This is a genomic window from Microvirga arvi (genome assembly GCF_016892765.1).
Classification (GTDB): Bacteria; Pseudomonadota; Alphaproteobacteria; order Rhizobiales; family Beijerinckiaceae; genus Microvirga; species Microvirga arvi.
The window spans coordinates 1-18188 of the sequence record NZ_JAFEMD010000007.1 but is presented as its reverse complement, the minus strand read 5'-3'; the positions used below and the strand labels follow the sequence as shown (position 1 = coordinate 18188).

The following is an 18188-nucleotide window of genomic DNA, read 5'->3' as shown; positions in this document are numbered from 1 at the left end:
AGTGATATTAGCTCCGGTAGTCTCCGTTGATCTCCACATAGGCCTTGGTCAGGTCGCAGGTCCACGCGGTTGCCTCGCCGCGGCCAAGGCCCAGATCCACGCGGATCGTGATCTCGTCGCCCTGCATGTAGGCGGAGGTCTTGGCCTCGTCGTATTCCGGATCGCGAGCGCCCTTCACGGCCACGCGGATGTCGCCGAACCAGATCGCGAGCTTGTCGCGCTCCGCGGGCTCGCCGGCCTTGCCGACGGCCATGACCACGCGGCCCCAGTTGGCATCCTCGCCGGCCACCGCCGTCTTCACGAGCGGCGAGTTGGCGATCGCCATGGCGATGCGCTTGGCGGAGGTCGCGCCCGTGGCGCCAGTCACCTTCACGGTCACGAACTTGCGCGCGCCCTCGCCGTCGCGGGCGACCTGCTGGGCGAGATCACACAGAAGGCCTTCGAGCGCTGCGCGAAACTCCTTCAGGCGCCGGTCGCTCGGCAGCGAGATCGCCGGCGCACCCCTGGCGGCGGCCGCGCCAGTGGCGAAGAACAGAAGCGTGTCGGAGGTCGAGGTGTCGCTGTCCACCGTCACGCAATTGAAGCTCTTGTCGGCGCCCTTCTTCAAAAGCGTCTGCAGCACCGGGGCGGCGATGGGCGCGTCGGTGAAGACGAAGGAGAGCATCGTCGCCATGTCGGGCGCGATCATGCCCGCGCCTTTGGCGATGCCGTTGATGGTGACTTCGACCCCGCCGATGGTGGCCCTGCGGGTCGCCACCTTCGGGAAGGTGTCGGTGGTCATGATCGCCTTGGCGGCGTCGAGCCAGGCGGTGGGCTTCGCCTTCTTCTCGCAGGCCGCGAGCACGCCGCCGAATTTCGTGGCGTCGAGCGGTTCGCCGATGACGCCGGTGGAGGCGATGAAAACCTGGGAGACGCGGCAGCCCGCCGCCTCGGCGGCGATGTCGGCGGTGAGCTTGACGGCTTCCGCGCCCTTCTTGCCGGTGAAGGCATTGGCGTTGCCCGAGTTCACGACCAGCGCCCGGGCCGTGCCCTTCCCTAAGTTCTTGCGGCACCAGTCGACAGGGGCCGAGGGGCATTTGGAGCGGGTGAAGACACCTGCGACACTCGTATCCTTCGGCAGGGTCACGTAGAGCACGTCCGTCCGATTCTTGTATCGGATGCCGGCCTCCGCTGTTGCGATCCTGACGCCTTCAAGGGCGGGAAGCGTCGGAAACGACTTGGGCGCAAGCGGAGACACGGTCTTGGACATGCGAGAACTCGGCGATGTGGGGATACGACGTTGCGACCCGCGACCTGTGGTTTTTTAAGGCTTCTTGTCAAGTGCAAGCTTCACCAAACGTCATTTCGAATTAGCTGAACGGCGCCGCCTCGCCAGTACCTTTGATCCGGTTTGAGAAGAATGGAGCCCTTCCGTGACAGGCCAGCATCCCGTCATTCCGGACGGGCCTAGCGCGAATCCTCCCCCTTTGCGGGGGAGGGTGGCGAACGAAAGTGAGCCGGGAGAGGGGACGTCATCGGTCTCGCACTGCCCCTCTCCCGACCCTCGCTGACGCGAGGGCCACCCTCTCCCGCACAGGGGAGAGGGCAGGTGGCGCGTTCTCATTTTGTTCTTGACAATCGTCCTAAGCTGGGCTATATCATTCCCTATCCCCGCCCTCGAGGGGCGCGCTCGCGAGGCGTCGCAAGAGTGGGGCAGGGAGCGGTCCCGCCGCAGGCCTCGCACCCCTGTGATCGCGGGTGGCCGATCCTGGCTTGATCCAGGTCCGCTGAAACAAACCGCGCGTGACGAGCAGTCCGGCTCTCACTTTCCAATCACACCATCGAGCCGGGCTGCCTGACGCGCCACCCTCGATCTCACCCCAAGGCTCGCAGCTCACGCTGCGGGCCCCAAGGCGCTGGCTCTTTGACAGACACATCCGTCATCCCGGACGGCGCAGCCGATCCGGGATCGCAAGACCAGGAAAGCACCGTCCTCCCGGGGCTGCGCAGCAGAGCCCGGGATCCATAACCACGACATTCACGGAGAACACACAGGCATTGCCGCCGTACCTCCTCTTGTCACGTCAGCGGTTATGGATCCCCGCCTGCGCGGGGATGACAGTGTCGAGGTTCAGGCCCATGAAAAGGGCGGCCTCAAGGCCGCCCGATGATCTTACCGCTCCGTGACGCTTATGGCTGCTTCTGCTCGACGAGTTTGCCCTTGTCGTCCAGGCGTTCGATCTTGGCATTCTTGCGCAGGCCGAGGATCAGGTCCTGCTGGGCCTTGCGGGCAAGGTAGGTTTGCACCTGGTCCTTGGTCTCCTCGAAGCTCGGCGCCGGCTTGTTGCGCTTCTCCTCGACCTTGATCACGTGCCAGCCGAACTGGCTCTTGACGGGATCGGAGATCTGCCCGGCCTCGAGCTTGAAGGCGGCTTCGGCGAAGGGCTCGACCATGCGGTCCTTGGTGAAGAAGCCGAGGTCGCCGCCGTCGGTCTTGGAGCCGGGGTCCTTGGAGACCTCGCCGGCCACCTTGGCGAAATCCTCGCCGCCCTTCACACGGGTCGCGATCTTCTTGGCCTCGTCCTCGTTCTCCACCAGGATGTGGCGGGCGCGGACCTCCTGCTCGGCCGGCACGCTCTTGACGGTCTCGTCATAGAGCTTGCGGGCGGCCTCCGGGGTCACGGCCTTCTTGGCCTCCTGGTCGAGGTACTCGTCGAGCAGGGTCTTGTCCCGGTTATAGGCGAGCTTGCGGGCAAATTCCGCTCCGCTGCCGACCTTGGCGGCCTCGGCCGCCTTGGCGCCGAGCTTCAGGTCGATCATGTAGCCGGTGAGCAGCTCGCGCTTCTGCTCGTCGGGCACGTTCGGCATCTGCAGGGCCGAATCCTCGGCCGCGATGGCGAGGTCGCCCTCGGTGATCTCGACGCCGTTGACCCGGGCGATCACCTTGGAGGGATCGACGGCCGGAACGGCCGCAGCCGACGTGGCAGAAGCAGGAGGAGTCTGGGCAGGAGGGGTCTGGGCGAGGGCGGCGCCGGCCATGACGGGCAGGGCAACCCCAAGGGTCAGAAGGCTCCGGGTCAGAAGGCTCTTCCGAAGGGTGAGTGAGCGAGACATTGTTTTTCCTCTGGTGAGCGTGATCGCCCACGGACAGCGACGATCAGATGGCCGAATGTGTTTACGTTTGCAAGTGATGGCATATTTATGTCACAGCATCGCCGCTCGCGGGGTCTTGAACGGGCTTCCTGGGCACCCTTGAGGCTGCGCCACTAAAGGCACAGGCTTTAAGATGCACTCTGGCATAATTAGGTCTATAAGGCGGCGCAAACGCCCCTTGTCTCTTTACGGAATTTTCGAAGGCTCCCGATGTTCGGCTCTCTCGCGAAGAAAATCTTTGGTTCGGTCAACGATCGCCGGCTGAAGTCCTATCGGCCCAAGGTGGCGGCCATCAACGCGATGGAGGCCGAGCTGGAGGCCCTGTCGGACGATCAACTCCGCGCCCGCACGGAGGACTTCAAGGCCCTGCTCGCGGACGGCAAGACCCTGGACGACATCCTGGTGCCGGCCTTCGCCACCGTCCGCGAAGCGGCCAAGCGGACGCTCGGGCAGCGCCACTTCGACGTGCAGCTCATCGGCGGCATGGTCCTCCATGAGGGCTCCATCGCCGAGATGCGCACCGGCGAGGGCAAGACCCTGGTCGCCACGCTCCCGGTCTACCTCAATGCCCTGGCCGGCAAGGGCGTCCACGTGGTCACGGTGAACGATTACCTGGCCAAGCGCGACTCCGAATGGATGGGCCAGATCTACCGCTTCCTGGGCCTGTCCGTCGGCGTCATCGTCCACGGGCTCGACGATGTGGAGCGCGCCCAGGCCTATGCCTGCGACATCACCTACGGCACCAACAACGAGTACGGCTTCGACTATCTTCGCGACAACATGAAGTATGAGATGGCGCAGATGGTCCAGCGGGGCCACAACTTCGCCATCGTGGACGAGGTGGATTCGATCCTGGTCGACGAGGCGCGCACGCCGCTCATCATCTCCGGCCCGCTCGATGACCGCTCCGAACTCTACAACGCCATCGACGTGGTGATCCCGCGCCTCGACAAGCAGGACTACGAACTCGACGAGAAGCAGCGCTCCGTAGCGCTGACCGAAGACGGCACCGAAAAGATCGAGGGATTGCTGCGGGAGATCGGCCTGCTCAAGGAGGGCGACCTCTACGACGCCCAGAACGCCACCCTGGTGCACCACATGAATCAGGCGCTGCGCGCCCACACCCTGTTCCAACGCGACAAGGATTACATCGTCCGCAACGGCGAAGTGGTCATCATCGACGAGTTCACCGGCCGCATGATGCAGGGCCGGCGCTATTCGGAAGGCCTGCACCAGGCGCTCGAGGCCAAGGAGAAGGTTCAGGTCCAGCCCGAGAACCAGACGCTCGCCTCCATTACCTTCCAGAACTACTTCCGCCTCTACGACAAGCTCGCCGGCATGACCGGCACGGCGGCGACCGAGGCCGACGAGTTTCTGGAGATCTACAACCTCGAAGTGGTCGAGATCCCTACCAACCGTCCCGTCGCCCGCGTCGACGATGACGACGAGGTCTACCGCACGGTGGAGGAGCGCTATCAAGCGGTCATCCGAGACATCGAGGCGGCCTCGGCCAAAGGCCAGCCGATCCTGGTCGGCACCACCTCCATCGAGAAGTCCGAGCATCTGGCCGAGATGCTGATCAAGGACGGCTATACCCTCATCGACTTCGAGAACCCGCAGGCGCTCGAGCCCCTCTACCGCGATGCCCGCGCCGGGCGCGGCACCAAGCACTTCGCGGTGCTGAACGCCCGCTTCCACGAGCAGGAGGCCTTCATCGTCGCCCAGGCCGGCGTTCCGGGCGCGATCACGATCGCCACCAACATGGCCGGCCGCGGCACCGACATTCAGCTCGGCGGCAACGCCAAGATGCGCATCGAGCGCGAGCTCACCGGCCTGGAGGGCGAGGAGCGCGCTGCCAGAGAGAAGGAGATCCTCGACGAGGTCGCCTCCTTCAAGGAAAAGGCGCTCGCGGCAGGCGGTCTCTACGTGCTCGGCACCGAGCGCCACGAATCCCGCCGCATCGACAACCAGTTGCGCGGCCGCTCGGGCCGCCAGGGCGATCCGGGCCGCTCCAAGTTCTACCTGTCGCTCCAGGACGACCTGATGCGCATCTTCGGCTCCGACCGCATGGACGGAATGCTGCAGAAGCTGGGTCTCAAGGAAGGCGAGGCCATCATCCACCCGTGGATCAACAAGGCCATCGAGCGGGCGCAGGCGAAGGTCGAGGCGCGCAACTTCGACATCCGCAAGAACATCCTCAAATACGACAACGTCATGAACGACCAGCGCAAGGTCGTGTTCGAGCAGCGCAAGGAGTTCATGGCCCAGGAGAGCGTGCGCGAGACCATCGACGACATGCGCCACGGGGTCATCGAGGACATCGTCGCCCGCGCCATCCCCGAGCAGGCCTATGCCGAGCAATGGGATGTGGAGGGCCTCAAGGCAAACGTCACCAACTTCCTCAACCTCGATCTGCCGATCGAGGAATGGGCCAAGGAAGAGGGCATCGCCGACGACGAGATCCGCGAGCGCATCACCAAGGCCGCCGATGAGGCCTATGCCCAGCGCATCGAGGCGAACTCGTCCGAGGTCATGGACTATGTCGAGAAGCAGGTTCTGCTCCAGAGTCTCGATCACCTCTGGCGCGAGCACCTCGTGACGCTCGACCACCTGCGTCAGGTCATCGGCTGGCGCGGCATGGCGCAGCGCGATCCGCTCAACGAGTACAAGTCCGAGGCCTTCGAGCTCTTCAACGCTCTGATCGGCCACCTGCGCGAGCAGGTGACGGGCCAGCTCATGCGCATCCAGGTGGTGTTCCAGCAGCCGGAGCCGCAGGAGCTTCCGCCCATGTTCGCCCAGCACCTCGATCCCGCGACCGGCGAGAATGAGTTCGACTTGGCTCGAGGCGGCGCGTTCGGGGCAGGCCCGGCACTCGGCTATGCCGCAACCACTGCCGGGACCGATCCTGTTCCGTCCCGCGACCCGAACGACCCCTCCACCTGGGGGCGCGTCAGCCGCAACGAACCCTGTCCCTGCGGCTCGGGCAAGAAGTTCAAGCATTGCCACGGACAGTTCGTGGCTTAGAGCATATTTCGGCGAAGTGGATCCGGTTCGCCGTCAAAATATGCGGCAAGCCAGAGAAGAGAGATGATTCCACGTGAGTCGAATCATCTCTAAGGCAGGAACGAGGACATCAACGAGGAAAGCCCGGCGCAACTGCCGGGCTTTTTGTTGACGCGGATTTGGTTCGACAGAGCTGTGTTCAGCGCCTTTCTCTTACAGACTATGCCCCGCATTGTGCCTTGGAGCGTGTGGATCCGGTCCCGGATCGTCCCAAAGGCTCTCGCTGGTGTCGCAGTCCGTTTGCGTCACTTTCCGCACAGGCTGGGCCGGCCGGGCGGGGTCCGGTATATCGGCAATCTCGCGAACGATCTTCGTTCTGGTTTCGATCAGGAATTGCCCTCGCGTCCGTACAGGGATCATGAACGCGCTTGAGCCTCCGATCACGCAATCGCGGTAATACGCATCCAAGGTCGCATTCTCCCGCCGGTCAGGTTCCCGGAGCGTGATGGGAAGACCGTTGATCGTGACTCCCTGCGCGATGGCCTGGTCGCGAGCCTCCGTGACCAGAGGCCCCTGGTTGTTCGAGCCGTCGCCTGAGATGTCGATCACGCGGCGCCCGGCCAGGAAATGGCCTGAGGCGAGAAGGGACAGGCTGAAGTCGATGGCTTCCGAGATGGAAGTGCCGGCCATGCGGTAGATCGGGGCACGCGCCAACCGGTCCGCGAAGGAGTTGCTGTCCTTGGTGCTTTCCAGAACGGTCCAGGGCACGACGACATTCTGGAAGCGCGGATGGGCTCCGGCCCATTCCACGTAGGTCACGGCAATGCGCCCGACCATGCCTTTGTGAATGGCCTGATGCACCATAGGCGAGCGGAACGCTTCCACGTAGCCCTGCCGTTGGAGATCCTGCTCGTCGGGATCCATCGAGGTGGAGACATCGACAGCCAGGACAAGCGCAAGGTCGACGTCGGTCGGAGCGCGGTGCCAAGCAGAGACAGAGATCAGAAGCCCCATCGCGAGGATGGAGAGAGGCCATGGAGCCTTGGGATACCGCATGGCGATCTCCCTCCGCAATCTCCCCCGACTGAGAGGGCCCTGTTCTCCTCAGAGCCCTCGACTGTTCATCAGGTGTCTTTCCTGCGATAGGTCTCGTGACAGCCGCCGCAGTTCTGGCCCACCCGCTGGATGGCAGCTTGCAGACTGGCCTGATCCGTGATCGCGGTCTGAACCGTCTTGGCATCCTGCCCGAGCTTGGCCGCATGGGCGTCGAAATCGGCTTTGCGCTCCCAGATGACCGGAAGAGCGGCCGTCTTGCCTTGGGTCGAGCCCGGCGGAAACAGGGGAGGGATTGCTTGAGCATTTTGCTCGAGCCGCTGGAAGGCCGCCTGGGCGGTTGCGGCATTGAACGGCGCCTGCCCTCGGGCCATGCCGGTCAAGGTCCGCACCTGCTCCTGATTGTTCTTCATCAGGTTCTGGCGTTGGGTGATCGGATCACCTGACTGGGCGAGCACCCCCAGTCCGCTCACGATCAGTACGCCGAGAGCAGCAATGACTGTCTTTTGCATGATGGCTCTCCTAGTTCCCCCGGATACCAGAATGTCGGCTCCTTCCTCAGAGGGGTATGGGGAAAAGAGGAGTAAGGGCTGGCTATTCCGCTGAGGTGCCGTCGGCCGCCGGGCTTTCGCTACTTGCTCCCGCCTCTGACATTTTGCCCGAGCCGAGACGCTCGTCTCCTGGGACATCCCATGCCATAAGGCCGCCGCAACTCCTCAAGTCCCTGAAGATCCATGATTCGCATCGAGAACGTCAGCAAGCAGAACAGCCACCGGATCCTCTTCATCGAGGCCTCCGGCACCCTCCAGAAGGGGGAGAAGATCGGTTTGGTGGGCCCCAACGGCGCGGGTAAGACGACGCTGTTTCGCATGGTCACCAAGGATGAGCTGCCGGACGAGGGCCAGATCTCCGTCGATCGCGGCGTCACCATCGGTTATTTCAGCCAGGATGTCGGCGAGATGGCAGGCCGCAGCGCCGTGGCCGAGGTGATGGAGGGCGCCGGCCCCGTGAGCGCGGTGGCGGCCGAACTCCGGGAGCTCGAGGCCGCGATGGTCGATCCGGACAAGGCTGGCGATCTCGACGCGATCATCGAGCGCTATGGCGAGGTGCAGGCCCGCTACGAGGAGCTCGACGGCTATTCCCTCGACGGCCGCGCCCGCGAGGTTCTCGCGGGTCTCGGCTTCAGCCAGGAGATGATGGATGGCGACGTGGGCGCCTTGTCCGGCGGCTGGAAGATGCGCGTGGCCTTAGGACGCATCCTGCTCATGCGTCCGGACGCGATGCTGCTCGACGAGCCGAGCAACCATCTCGATCTCGAGAGCCTGATCTGGCTCGAGGAGTTCCTGAAGGGCTATGACGGCGCGCTGCTCATGACCTCGCACGACCGCGCCTTTATGAACCGCATCGTCAACAAGATCATGGAGATCGACGGCGGGACGCTGACCACCTATTCCGGCGATTACGAATTCTACGAGCAGCAGCGTGCGCTCAACGAGCAGCAGCAGCAGGCCCAGTTCGAGCGCCAGCAGGCCATGCTTGCCAAGGAGATCAAGTTCATCGAGCGCTTCAAGGCGCGCGCATCCCACGCCGCCCAGGTGCAGAGCCGTGTCAAGAAGCTGGAGAAGATCGACCGGGTGGAGCCTCCGAAGCGCCGACAATCGGTGGCGTTCGATTTCCTTCCGGCGCCGCGCTCGGGTGACGACGTCGTCAGCCTGAAGAAGGTGCACAAGCGCTATGGCAGCCGCAGCATCTATGAGGGCTTCGACTTCGGGATCCGCCGCAAGGAGCGCTGGTGCGTCATGGGCGTCAACGGCGCCGGCAAATCGACGTTGCTGAAGCTGGTGGCGGGCACCACCTCGCCCGACGCGGGAGCGGTCACAGTCGGGGCGAGCGTCAAGATGGGTTACTTCGCCCAGCATGCCATGGAGGTGCTGGAGGGCGACCGCACGGTGTTCGAGTTCCTGGAGGATTCCTTCCCGCAGGCGGGGCAGGGATCGCTGCGTACGCTTGCCGGCTGCTTCGGCTTCTCGGGTGACGATGCGGAGAAGAAGTGCCGGGTGCTCTCGGGAGGCGAGAAGGCGCGCCTCGTGATGGCCAAGATGCTCTACGACCCGCCGAACTTCCTGGTGCTCGACGAGCCCACGAACCATCTCGACATGGCAACGAAGGAAATGCTGATCGAGGCGCTGTCGAAATACGAGGGCACCATGCTCTTCGTCTCGCACGACCGCCACTTCCTGGCGGCTCTCTCCAACCGGGTTCTCGAACTCACGCCCGAGGGCGTTCACCTTTATGGCGGCGGCTACAACGAATACGTGGCGCGCACCGGCCAGGAGGCTCCGGGCCTGCGGCACTGAAGGCTGGATTGAGCGCGTAAAAACCGAAAGCCCGGCCTGCCAGCCGGGCTTTTTTGCTGCATCGACGCCAGCCTGGGGCAAGCATGGTGAGGGATAAGGCAGGGATCCCAACAACCTTTTTGAAGAAATATCCGTCAAAGATCCTTCTTCACATTTCCTTTCTCACTCTCCGGGCCGAAACATCATGGCATTGAATACGTCACTTCCGGTGCTCATCGTCGACGATTATCAGACGATGCTGCGCATTATCCGAAACCTCCTGAAGCAGATCGGCTTCAACGACGTCGATGAGGCGAAGGACGGCTCGGAGGCTCTGGGCAAGCTGAAGGACAAGAAGTACGGCCTCGTGATCTCCGATTGGAACATGGCGCCCATGACCGGCTTCGAGCTCCTCCAGCAGGTTCGCGCCGACGCGGAGCTCAACAGCCTGCCGTTCATCATGATCACCGCAGAGGCCAAGACCGAGAACGTGGTCGCCGCCAAGCAGGCTGGCGTCAACAACTACATCGTGAAGCCGTTCAATGCGGAGACCCTGCGCTCGAAGATCGCCGCCGTTCTGGGTGAGTAATCGCCATGCGTCTTCCACCGCCTGTTTCCTTCGATCCCCTGAGCCTGGATCTCCTGGCCCAGTCTCGTGAAAGCATCGCAGCCCGGCGGCATGCCGAGATCATGCGCGGCATGGCGGCGATCCATGCCGCTCTCGAGCCGAGCAGCGGGGCCTCGAAAGCTCTTCTGGATCAGATCCGGACCGATCTGCGCGAGGCGCTCCACCTCAAGGACGAACTCGACGCCATCACGGAATCGATTCAACGCACCAAGCGCGAGATCGCAACCCTGCACTCGCGCTCTCCGGGCGGGCAGGTGACCAGCGTCACCGACGAGCTCGGTGCCGTGGTCTGCGGCACGGAGGCTGCCACCAACAGCATCCTTGAGGCGGCCGAGGCCATCGACGAGATCACGGGAACGCTGGCTTCCCGGCTGTCGGGTCCCGACGCCGAGATGGCGCGACAGATCTCCGACCGGGTGATCACGATCTTCGAGGCCTGCAACTTCCAGGACATTACCGGCCAGCGCATCAGCAAGGTCGTCGGCTCCATGAAGTTCATTGAGGAGCGCGTGACCCAGATGGCGCAGATCTGGGGCGGCCTGGAGAGCTTCAACGACGTGGAGGCGTTCACGATGCCGGAGCGGGAAGGGGACGAGGCTCTCCTCAACGGACCGGCCCTCGACAGCGACCCGACGCGGACCTCCCAGGACGCCATCGACGCCCTGTTCGGGTGACCGGACGCCTCGATGGTCCGATCTCATGGACGCCGCCTCACAAGGCGGCGTTTCTCATGACTGCCGACTGAAAGCCGCTTCAGAAGCCGTGAGAGCCATCCCAAACAAAAAGCCCGCCGGTGAGGCGGGCTTTTGCATGTGTGATGATCGGGCGGATCAGTTCGCGTTCGCGACCTTGACGCCTGCTCCTGTCTGAGCGCGCTTCTGCGGCACCGGCTTTACGGCAGGGGTCGCTTTGGCCGGAGCGCCAGGAACCACTTGGACCGTCTCGGCGACGGGCTGCGCGGACGAGGTGCTGAAGAGGTCGGCCACGCCGCCGAACATCTTCTTGTAGAACGGCGTCTCCTGCGAGGCCGGACTTGCCGCCGCAACCGCCACCGGAGCTGTCTGCTTGGTCACGGCGGCCCGGGTCTCGGCCTGCGGGACGGGAACCTCCTTCATCGAAGCGAAGGCCAGTGCCGTCGACGGAGCCTCCGGTGCTTCCTTGCCGGAATCGTTGAGGGCGACCACCCGCGGGCCGGAGGAAATACCCTCGGTGCGGCTCACGTAGCCGAGCTTGTCGTCGGACACGCCCGTGAAGTTCGCCAGCGCCGTGCGGAAGGATTCGTGCGTGTCGCCATCGTGGTAGACGAGCTTGACCGGCTTCTCGCCCTTGGCAACCAGTTCGGCCACTTCCTGCTCGTCGTGGGCACGCTTCTGCGCGACGGTGGAGGCGGCGTCCGGATCCAGGTTGAATTCGTAGCGTCCGCGGCCGACGGCGACCCGCACTTCCTCCTTCGTGACCTCGAAGGAATCGGCGCCTTCCTTCAGGTTCTTCCAGAAGGCGATGTTGGGGTCGAGGCGGTGCTTGGCCAGATTCTCGGCCGTCATCCGGAACGGATAGGACTGGAACTGGAAGCCGCGCTGGCCGCCGCCGAGCGCCTCGCGGGCGATGGCGTAGATCTCGGCCACGTTCTGGTCCGTCATGGCGAAGCAGCCGCGCGACGAGCAGGAGCCGTGCACCATGATGTCGCCGCCGCTGCGGCCGAGCGACCGGTCGAGGGCGTTCGGATAGCCGGTGTCGAACGAGAGATAGAAGTTGGAGTTGGGGTTCATCTGCGCCGGGGTGACCGTGTAGAAGCCCTCCGGCACCTGGCGATCGCCTTCACGGGTCTTGGGGCCGAGCTGGCCCGACCAGCGGCAGACCGGGTAGGTCTTGAGGAGCGCGTACTTTCCGTTGGAACCGCGCTTCCAGATCTCCAGCTCCGATTCCTTCTTATAGGCTCGGACTAGGATTGGGTCTTCCTTGGACATGCCCTTGGTCGACATCAGCGCCATGGTGGCTGTTGGAATCGGTGCCAAGTGGCGCGTGGAGCCTCGGGAGAGATTATCGTCCTGGCAGGCTGTAAGCGCGAGCACCAGGCTCGCAGCCAATGCGATACGCTTCATCATGGGGGACCCCGCAATTTTTGATCTGCCCGACTTTGTGCCGAACAGTTCCCCTTTACTCCTAGATCGTTAGCCTTAACCGGCCCTTACTGCAAGCGGGGCCGTGATGGAGTCGTCGTTAATGGAAGGTAAAAAATCGGCCCTTGGACGACTTCAGCGCTTCTCTTTGGAGAGCGATGTATCTCTTTCGAGGTAAGGATTCGTCTGAAGCGGCGGCTCCCAAATGCCGATAGGGCCGCTGTCAGAGCTTGCGGCCAATGTTGAGGAACTTGTCGGCGCGGTGGTCGCGGATCTCGGCCGGCCCCATGTTGCCGAGGTCGTGCAGGGCTTCCTCGATGGCGTTGCCGGTGGCCTCGATCGCTGCCTGGGGCTCGCGGTGGGCGCCGCCCACGGGCTCCGTCACGATGCCGTCGATGATGCCGAGGCGCAGGAGATCCTGGGCCGTGATCTTCATGTTGGTGGCGGCATCCTGGGCGCGGGCCGCATCGCGCCAGAGGATCGAGGCCGCGCCTTCCGGCGAGATCACGCTGTAGATGGCGTGCTCCAGCATCAGCACCTTGTTGGCGGTGGCAATGGCGATGGCGCCGCCCGAGCCGCCTTCGCCGATCACGACGGAAACGTTGGGCACGCCGAGGGACAGCTGCATCTCCGTGGAGCGGGCGATGGCCTCGGCCTGGCCGCGCTCCTCCGCCTCGATGCCCGGATAGGCCCCGGCGGTGTCCACGAAGGAGATCACCGGAAGGCTGAAGCGATCCGCCATTTCCATGAGGCGCACGGCCTTGCGGTACCCCTCGGGGCGGGCCATGCCGAAATTGTGCCGGATGCGGGTTTCGGTGTTGTGGCCCTTCTCCTGGCCCATGACGCAGACGGCCTGGCCGCGGAAGCGTCCGAAGCCGCCGACGATGGCTTCGTCCTCGGCGAACTTGCGGTCGCCGGCAAGCGGGGTGAACTCGGTGATCAGGCCAGCGCAGTAATCGACGAAATGGGGACGCTGGGGGTGGCGGGCGACAAGGGTCTTCTGCCAGGGCGTGAGCTTGGCATAAAGCTCCTTCAGGGCGTCGGCGGCTTTCACCTCCAGGCGGGAGATGTCGTCGGTGATGGAGACGGCATCCCGGTTCTCACCGAGAGCCCGAAGCTCCTCGACCTTGGCTTCCAGCTCGGCGACGGGCTTTTCGAAATCGAGATAACTGCGCATCAGACTCTATGGAAATAAAGACCGGCGTGACCCTGTGGCCCTGCCGAAGCGGGGCGGACACTGGCGTTTCAGGGGGGCCAAGTCAAGTTGAGCTCTGCCTTACTCCCCGAAAACACGGCGGAATCAAGGACAATCAACCCATCCGGGAGGCGGGAGCTGCCGGAGCGGGGATGAAAACCGGGGAGAAGCGGCGGGAACGCTGCACCGCCCGCACGGCGCCGGGCCGGTAGAGCTGCTTCGTCGCCTCGACGATATGGAGTCCGGCGAAGGGCAGGGAGAAGCCGGCGCCGACCTGCTCCCAGGCCTGGGCAGTCTGGAGGAGAAAGCGGTTGCGCAAGGGCGGCACGTAGAGGGTCTCGGCCCATCCCTCCGGCGAGAACCAGGTCTGGCGCATGAGGCTTTTCAGCTGTGAGCGGCTGTAGGGCTGTCCATAGCCGAAGGGGGTGGTGTCCATGCGGGCCCAGAGGCCGCGCCGGTTGGGCGCCACCAGGATGATCCGCCCGCCGGGGGTGAGGATGCGCCAGATCTCGTGCAGGAGCTCGCTCGGACTCTCTACCGTCTCGAGGGCGTGGACCACGAGAACCCGGTCGATGGAGGCGTCGGGCAGGGGCATCATCAGCGGGTCCACAAGGGCCGAGGCGGAGGCCCCGGACCGGGGCCAGTTCACCACGCCCTGGTTTGCCGGCATGAAGGCGAGCGTACGCTCGCTGTCGTTCTTCACGGCTGAGAGGTAGGGTGGCGCATAGCCGAGGCCGAGCACGCGCAGGCCCGTGAGCGGGCCCCAGAACCGGTCGACGGCCCGTCCGACGAAGCGGCGCGTCACAGCCCCGAGGGGACTGGCGTAGAAGCCGCGCAGATCGGTGATGTCGATGCTCATGACCTCAACAGGCTGCCTCTCGAATTGATCCGACAACGGCAATAGAGGGTTTTAGGGTCTGGTTTCACGGGCCGACTGTTCCATGATAGCTCAGAGCACATCAAGACAAGGTTCCTCGATGTCAGCCCAGATCCACGCCTTTCTCTGCCTGCAGGACAATATCGGTGTTCTGATCCACGATCCCAATACGGGCGCCTGCGCCGCCATCGATGCGCCGGAGGACGGGCCGATCCTGGCGGCTTTGGCCGAGAAGGGCTGGCAGCTCACCGACATCCTCGTCACCCATCGCCATGCTGACCACGTGCAGGGTGTCGAAGCCCTGAAGCGCCGCACCGGCTGCCGGGTCGTGGCGCCGGTGAAGGCGCGCGAGGCGGTGCCGTCCGCCGATGCCTATGTTCGTGAGGGCGACACGGTGCATGTCGGCGGCCTTCAGGCGCATGTGTGGGAAACGCCGGGCCATTGTGCCGACCATGTCTCATACTGGTTCGCGGCGGATCGCGCGCTCTTTGCCGGCGATACCCTGTTCACCCTCGGCTGCGGACGGATGTTCGAGGGCACCTATGCCGGCTTCTGGCACTCGCTTCAGCGTCTCGCAGCCCTGCCGGACGAGGCGCGGGTCTATTGCGGGCACGACTACACGCTTTCGAACGCACGCTTCGCGCTCGCCGCCGATCCGGACAACGCGGCGCTGAAGGCGCGAGCGCGGGAAGCGGAGGACGCCAAGGCGCAAGGCCGCTTCCTGGTGCCGACCACCATCGGGCAGGAGAAGGCCACTAATCCTTTTTTACGGGCCGGGGAGCCGGCGCTCGCCAAATCCGTTGACAGGGAAGGAGCCAGTCCCGTGGAGGTGTTCCAAGCCCTGCGCGAATGGAAGAACAGGTTCTGATGAAAGGCGCGACCCTGCAGGAGCGGACAGTCTCATGAACGACCACAGCCTCATCATCGGACTCGAGAGCCGGCTTCTGAACGCCTGGCCCTCGTTCGATTACCAGACCTATGACGGCTGGATCCTGCGGCTCGCCAATGGGTATTCGAAGCGCGCCAATTCCGTGACCCCCTTTCTTCCAGGGGTGAGCCTCGACGATGAACTCATCGACTACATGACCGCCCGTTTCGTCGAGGCCAATGTGCGCCCGACCTTCCGGCTCAACGGGGTGGAGGCGCAGGATGTGGATGAGAGGCTGAAGCTGCGCGGCTTCAAGGAGATCGAGCCCACGCATGTGCTCACGGCCTCCATCCTGCAGGGTGATTGCGAGCTCGATCCCGAGGTAAACCTGGAACCGCAGGTTTCCAAGCGCTGGGTGCGCGCGGCTGCGGAATCCTATGGCGGCGACAAGGCCGATGACGATACCCTGATGAAGATCGTCTCGCGCATTCGGCAGAAGACGGCCTTTGCGACGCTCAGCCTCGACGACAGGCCCGTGGCCTGGGGTTTGGGGGTCGTGGAGCGAGGCTATGTCGGGCTCTACGATATCGTGGTTGCGCCGGATCTGCGCGGCATCGGCTTAGGCCGCCGCGTCGTCGCAAGCCTCATGGCCTGGGGCTGCGGGCAGGGGGCTCATACGGCGTATCTCCAAGTGCGCGAGGAGAACGAGATTGCCCGCTCGCTCTACGGCGCACTCGGCTTCCAGACCGCCTACCGCTACACCCACCGGGTCATGCCGGGACGCTCTTCTTCGGTGTGAGGGTGGCAACAAGCGCGCCTGCCACGATGAGACCGCAGGCCAGCGCAAGGGAGAGGGTCAGCTCCGCGTAGCCGGCGACCACCAGCAGCAGGGTCGAGAGCACCGGCGTCGCGTAGGACGCCACGCCGAGAAAGCGGATGTCGCCCCGCTTCATGCCGATGTCCCACACATAGAACGCTGCACCCACCGGACCGAGGCCGAGGGCCAGAAGGGCGAGCCACTGCGTCGTCGTCTCGGGCCACAGGGTGGTCTCGAACGCCAGATGGCAGACGAGGCTCAGGAGCGATGTCATGAGGCAGAAGCCGGCCACCGCATCGGTCGGCACCTGGCCGAAGCGCCGGGACAGGACCGAGTAGCCGGCCCAGACGAAGGCCGCGATGAAGGCGCAAATGTAGCCGGGCATGTATTCGGCCCGCGCATCGAAGGCGCCGCGGCCAGCGATCAGCACGATGACGCCGGCAAAGCCGAGCAGCGCTCCGACGATATGCGCCCGCCGCAGGTGCTCGCCAGGCAGGAATGAGGAAAACAGCACGATCAGGAGCGGCCAAAGATAGTTGATGAGCCCCGACTCGGCCGGGGGCGCCCAGCGCAGGGCGGCGAAATAGAGCGCGTGGTATCCGAACAGGCCGCCGATGCCCAAGGCCCAGACGACGGGCTTCTGGCGCAGGGCCTTGAGCCCTTGTGGACGGGCGATCCAGCTTGTCACGCCCACCAGGCCGCCGATGAGGAAGGTCATGGCATTGAGCTGAAACGGCGGGATCGTGCCGGTTGCCGCCGTGAACAGGGCGAGCATGGACCAGAGCAGGATGGCGATCAGGCCGATGGTGGTGGCGGTGCGTGTGGTCATGGCCGCCACCTAGCATGGGTCACCCGTGAAAGCGAAGCGGGAGGCGCAATGAATCTCAGCGCCCCTTGTAAAACACACCGAGCCTCATCCTGAAAATCTGGTTCGTAAAGGCGTGGCGGGTGTTTCCCTCCCCCTTGCAGGGAGGGATGAAGGGTGGGGGTCGCAAAGTCAGAGCGCTGCATCGAATTCAACGCAGAAGACGACTCTACCACGTCATCACCGGCCTTGTGCCGGTGATCCCGATTGCTTGAGCGTCGCATTCTTCCTATCGGGATGGCCGGGACTGATCCCCGGATCAAGTCCGGGGCCGGCCATGACGGCGACGTCTCACCCGGTCGCACCACCCCCACCCCTGCCCCTCCCCGCAAGGGGGAGGGGAAAGCAGCGCGTGGCTTTATGAGCCAGCCTCTCAGGATGAGGGGCGTGAGATGCTTTAATACGTCGTGCGCCCGCCGCTGAGATCGAAAGTGGCTGCGGTGGTGAAGGAGTTCTCCTCGGAGAGCATCCAGGTCACCATGGCGGCGATCTCGTGCAATTCGGCGAAGCGGTCCCTCGGAATCCGGACCCGCATGTACTCGATGAATTCCGGGGTCAGAGAATCGAGGATCTTCGTCTTGGCGGTGGTGGGCGTGATGCAGTTGACCGCAATGCCCGTCTTGGCCAGTTCCTTGCCCAGCGACTTGGTGAGCCCGATGATGCCGGCCTTGGCGGCGCTGTAAGCGGCAAGGTTCGGGTTGCCTTCCTTGCCGGCTACGGATGAGATGTTGACGATGCGGCCATAATCGTTCGCCTGCATGATCGGCACGATGGCCCGGCAGCAGTTGAAGGTGCCCGTCAGGTTGACCTCGACGACGCTGCGCCACTCGTCGAGGGAGTATTCGGTCAGGGGCTTCACCGGACCGGTGATTCCCGCTCCGTTCACCAGGCCGTCGATGCGGCCGAACGCGGCCTGCGTCTGCTGAGCCGCATGTTCGACGGAGAGGCTGTCCGACACATCGACGCTGAGACCGATGCTCTCCTGCGAGAGCGCCGCAGCGCTTGCTTCGGCCTCTTCCTGCCGCAGGTCCCAGAGGGCAACGCGCGCGCCCGACTGCACCAGCCTTTCGCCGATCGCATAGCCGATGCCGCGGGCGCCGCCGGTGATGACAACGGTTCGGCCGGCCATGTCGATGCGATTCATGAGGAAGCTCTTGCCTTGGACGGGATGTGAAGCCCGATCCCGGATGGTCTTCATCCGGGATCGGGAGATCAGGTCAGGCCATGTACTGGCCGCCGTTCACCGACAGGGTCGAGCCCGTGATGAAGCCGGCCTCGTCCGCAGCGAGATAGA

Annotated in this window: 15 protein-coding genes and 1 pseudogene; 6 read left to right on the top strand and 10 right to left on the bottom strand. The window is 64.3% G+C overall.

Going from position 1 to position 18188, the window contains the following annotated elements; genetic code table 11:
- Positions 1 to 7 precede the first annotated feature (7 nt).
- A complete protein-coding gene (argJ, locus tag ILT44_RS06045) occupies positions 8 to 1249 on the bottom strand; it encodes a bifunctional glutamate N-acetyltransferase/amino-acid acetyltransferase ArgJ (protein ID WP_204238670.1) in 1242 nt (413 codons plus the stop codon).
- Positions 1250 to 2169: 920 nt separating this feature from the next.
- Positions 2170 to 3093, bottom strand: a complete 924-nt coding sequence (locus ILT44_RS06040) for a peptidylprolyl isomerase (protein WP_372441141.1) — start codon at positions 3091 to 3093, stop codon at positions 2170 to 2172.
- A 249-nt stretch (positions 3094 to 3342) separates the two neighbouring features.
- Between ILT44_RS06040 and secA the strand changes: the two genes are divergently transcribed.
- The gene (gene secA / locus ILT44_RS06035) at positions 3343 to 6156 is read left to right on the top strand and encodes a preprotein translocase subunit SecA (protein ID WP_204238669.1); all 2814 of its coding nucleotides are present in this window, start codon (positions 3343 to 3345) and stop codon (positions 6154 to 6156) included.
- Positions 6157 to 6348: 192 nt separating this feature from the next.
- Here secA and ILT44_RS06030 read toward each other — a convergent pair whose 3' ends face one another.
- Entirely contained in the window at positions 6349 to 7191 is an 843-nt protein-coding gene (locus ILT44_RS06030; RefSeq protein ID WP_204238668.1) for a DUF1194 domain-containing protein, read from the bottom strand.
- A gap of 68 nt (positions 7192 to 7259) precedes the next feature.
- Positions 7260 to 7700 (bottom strand): c-type cytochrome, encoded by a 441-nt coding sequence (locus ILT44_RS06025; RefSeq protein ID WP_204238667.1) that lies wholly within the window; start codon positions 7698 to 7700, stop codon positions 7260 to 7262.
- Positions 7701 to 7922: 222 nt separating this feature from the next.
- On the opposite strand from ILT44_RS06025, the gene ILT44_RS06020 reads away from it, so the two are divergent.
- The 3 genes from ILT44_RS06020 (at position 7923) to ILT44_RS06010 (ending at position 10826) form a co-directional block, all read left to right on the top strand.
- Positions 7923 to 9545, top strand: coding sequence for an ABC-F family ATP-binding cassette domain-containing protein (locus ILT44_RS06020; RefSeq protein ID WP_204238666.1), 1623 nt, complete (start codon positions 7923 to 7925; stop codon positions 9543 to 9545).
- A gap of 184 nt (positions 9546 to 9729) precedes the next feature.
- Positions 9730 to 10113, top strand: coding sequence for a response regulator (locus ILT44_RS06015; protein ID WP_239467953.1), 384 nt, complete (start codon positions 9730 to 9732; stop codon positions 10111 to 10113).
- Positions 10114 to 10118: 5 nt separating this feature from the next.
- Positions 10119 to 10826 (top strand): protein phosphatase CheZ, encoded by a 708-nt coding sequence (locus ILT44_RS06010; RefSeq protein ID WP_204238665.1) that lies wholly within the window; start codon positions 10119 to 10121, stop codon positions 10824 to 10826.
- 156 nt (positions 10827 to 10982) lie between these two features.
- Here the strand turns inward: ILT44_RS06010 and ILT44_RS06005 are convergent, their stop codons facing one another.
- The 3 genes from ILT44_RS06005 to ILT44_RS05995 form a co-directional block, all read right to left on the bottom strand.
- Positions 10983 to 12257: a L,D-transpeptidase family protein gene (locus tag ILT44_RS06005; protein WP_204238664.1), complete on the bottom strand. Its 1275-nt coding sequence runs from the start codon at positions 12255 to 12257 to the stop codon at positions 10983 to 10985.
- A 238-nt stretch (positions 12258 to 12495) separates the two neighbouring features.
- Entirely contained in the window at positions 12496 to 13449 is a 954-nt protein-coding gene (locus ILT44_RS06000; protein WP_204238663.1) for an acetyl-CoA carboxylase carboxyltransferase subunit alpha, read from the bottom strand.
- A 133-nt stretch (positions 13450 to 13582) separates the two neighbouring features.
- Complete coding sequence (locus ILT44_RS05995; RefSeq protein ID WP_204238662.1) at positions 13583 to 14326, bottom strand: class I SAM-dependent methyltransferase; 744 nt, start codon at positions 14324 to 14326, stop codon at positions 13583 to 13585.
- A gap of 118 nt (positions 14327 to 14444) precedes the next feature.
- Between ILT44_RS05995 and gloB the strand changes: the two genes are divergently transcribed.
- A complete protein-coding gene (gene gloB, locus ILT44_RS05990; RefSeq protein WP_204238661.1) occupies positions 14445 to 15212 on the top strand; it encodes a hydroxyacylglutathione hydrolase in 768 nt (255 codons plus the stop codon).
- A gap of 34 nt (positions 15213 to 15246) precedes the next feature.
- Positions 15247 to 16011, top strand: a complete 765-nt coding sequence (locus ILT44_RS05985; RefSeq protein WP_204238660.1) for a GNAT family N-acetyltransferase — start codon at positions 15247 to 15249, stop codon at positions 16009 to 16011.
- Here ILT44_RS05985 and yddG read toward each other — a convergent pair.
- From yddG to ILT44_RS30720, 3 genes and pseudogenes are all read right to left on the bottom strand, one after another.
- The gene (gene yddG, locus ILT44_RS05980; protein WP_204238659.1) at positions 15983 to 16858 is read right to left on the bottom strand and encodes an aromatic amino acid exporter YddG; all 876 of its coding nucleotides are present in this window, start codon (positions 16856 to 16858) and stop codon (positions 15983 to 15985) included. The genes ILT44_RS05985 and yddG overlap by 29 nt on opposite strands.
- A gap of 433 nt (positions 16859 to 17291) precedes the next feature.
- On the bottom strand, positions 17292 to 18038 hold the full coding sequence (locus tag ILT44_RS05975) for an SDR family NAD(P)-dependent oxidoreductase (protein ID WP_204238658.1): 747 nt from the start codon (positions 18036 to 18038) through the stop codon (positions 17292 to 17294).
- Positions 18039 to 18111: 73 nt separating this feature from the next.
- Positions 18112 to 18188 (bottom strand): annotated as a pseudogene (locus tag ILT44_RS30720) (beta-ketoacyl-ACP reductase); the annotation flags it as partial.

Coding starts and splice junctions, on each gene's coding strand:
- yddG (WP_204238659.1), bottom strand. CDS start 16,858: ATGACCACACGCACCGCCACCACCATCGGCCTGATCGCCATCCTGCTC.
- ILT44_RS05975 (WP_204238658.1), bottom strand. CDS start 18,038: ATGAATCGCATCGACATGGCCGGCCGAACCGTTGTCATCACCGGCGGC.
- gloB (WP_204238661.1), top strand. CDS start 14,445: ATGTCAGCCCAGATCCACGCCTTTCTCTGCCTGCAGGACAATATCGGT.
- secA (WP_204238669.1), top strand. CDS start 3,343: ATGTTCGGCTCTCTCGCGAAGAAAATCTTTGGTTCGGTCAACGATCGC.
- argJ (WP_204238670.1), bottom strand. CDS start 1,249: ATGTCCAAGACCGTGTCTCCGCTTGCGCCCAAGTCGTTTCCGACGCTT.
- ILT44_RS05985 (WP_204238660.1), top strand. CDS start 15,247: ATGAACGACCACAGCCTCATCATCGGACTCGAGAGCCGGCTTCTGAAC.
- ILT44_RS06000 (WP_204238663.1), bottom strand. CDS start 13,449: ATGCGCAGTTATCTCGATTTCGAAAAGCCCGTCGCCGAGCTGGAAGCC.
- ILT44_RS06005 (WP_204238664.1), bottom strand. CDS start 12,257: ATGATGAAGCGTATCGCATTGGCTGCGAGCCTGGTGCTCGCGCTTACA.
- ILT44_RS05995 (WP_204238662.1), bottom strand. CDS start 14,326: ATGAGCATCGACATCACCGATCTGCGCGGCTTCTACGCCAGTCCCCTC.
- ILT44_RS06030 (WP_204238668.1), bottom strand. CDS start 7,191: ATGCGGTATCCCAAGGCTCCATGGCCTCTCTCCATCCTCGCGATGGGG.
- ILT44_RS06015 (WP_239467953.1), top strand. CDS start 9,730: ATGGCATTGAATACGTCACTTCCGGTGCTCATCGTCGACGATTATCAG.
- ILT44_RS06010 (WP_204238665.1), top strand. CDS start 10,119: ATGCGTCTTCCACCGCCTGTTTCCTTCGATCCCCTGAGCCTGGATCTC.
- ILT44_RS06025 (WP_204238667.1), bottom strand. CDS start 7,700: ATGCAAAAGACAGTCATTGCTGCTCTCGGCGTACTGATCGTGAGCGGA.
- ILT44_RS06020 (WP_204238666.1), top strand. CDS start 7,923: ATGATTCGCATCGAGAACGTCAGCAAGCAGAACAGCCACCGGATCCTC.
- ILT44_RS06040 (WP_372441141.1), bottom strand. CDS start 3,093: ATGTCTCGCTCACTCACCCTTCGGAAGAGCCTTCTGACCCGGAGCCTT.